The sequence below is a fragment of the Shewanella sp. AS16 genome (genome assembly GCF_021412365.1).
GTDB classification, from domain to species: domain Bacteria; phylum Pseudomonadota; class Gammaproteobacteria; order Enterobacterales; family Shewanellaceae; genus Shewanella; species Shewanella salipaludis.
In genome coordinates this window covers 1-1,177 of sequence record NZ_JAKCLK010000035.1, presented here as the reverse complement: position 1 = coordinate 1,177, position 1,177 = coordinate 1, and the positions used below count along the sequence as shown (strand labels likewise).

General features: G+C 55.6%; 1 protein-coding gene. It reads left to right on the top strand.

Going from position 1 to position 1,177, the window contains the following annotated elements; translation table 11 throughout:
- Window positions 1-56: 56 nt before the first annotated feature.
- The coding region (locus LZP73_RS19165) for an IS110 family transposase (RefSeq protein ID WP_234236511.1) at window positions 57-1,177 on the top strand (1,121 nt) is incomplete at its 3' end.

The following is a 1,177-nucleotide window of genomic DNA, read 5'->3' as shown; positions in this document are numbered from 1 at the left end:
TAGCAAAACCAGAGCCACACTGTTTGTTGAACATCAAACATTCACAGGAGGCCGACATGTCTAAAGCTAACACACTTTTTATCGGTTTGGACGTGCACAAGGAGACCACAGATGTGGCCTTGGTTTCAGATAAATTAACCGACGCGGTGCAATACTATGGCACCTTACCAACCAACCTGCGTTCTTTCGATAAACTCATTAAAAATCAATCTTCCAAGGCCTGCAAGTTGTGCGTTGTCTACGAGGCCGGTCCTTGTGGTTTCTGGCTCTATCGTCACTTGCTGCGCCGTGGCATTGACTGCTGGGTGATCGCTCCGGCACTCATCCCCAAAGCCCCAGGCGACAGGGTGAAAACCGATAAGCGTGATGCCATGGCGTTGGCCAGGTTGGCACGCAGTGGTGATCTTAAGCCCATCTATGTTCCGGACGAACGGGACGAGGCCATTCGCGATCTTATCCGCTGTCGGGAAGACGCCATGCTCGATTTGCGTCAGGCTCGGCAGCGGCTGAAATCCTTCCTGCTGCGCCATGGTCACCCCTGCAGTGGCCGACAAAACTGGACCGAGGCATATCGGCGCCATCTGGCCGACATTAGCTTCCAGGAAAGTGCCACTAAGCTCACCTTCCAGCATTACGTCAACATAGTCACCGAGCGTCACGAACGTCTGCAACGGCTGGAACTGGAGCTGCAGAGTCTGGCAGAAAGCTGGCGTTGGTATCCGCTGGTGCAGCGCCTTACCGTGCTGCGGGGGATCCGTTTCTTGTCGGCTATGACCATTATGGCCGAGCTGGGCGACTTACGACGCTTTGACTCACCGCGTTCCTTGATGAACTTTGTTGGCCTGACACCCAGTGAGCGCTCAAGCGGACAGCGGGAGCGACGCGGCGGGATCACCAAATGCGGCAATGGCCATGTACGACGCATTTTAATAGAGTCTGCCTGGGCCTATCGTTTTCCAGCCAAAGTCTCTCGGGAGCTGGAGAGTCGGCAACAAGGGCACTCAATCCGGCTGCAAACACGTGCCTGGGAGGTACAGCAGCGATTATGCCGCCGCTTCCATGCCCTGAAAGCACGAGGCAAGGAATACAACAAGGTTGTCACCGCGGTGGCCCGGGAACTGACGGGCTACCTTTGGGACATTGCCCGGGAATTTGAGGTGGATAAGCCGATAACGGC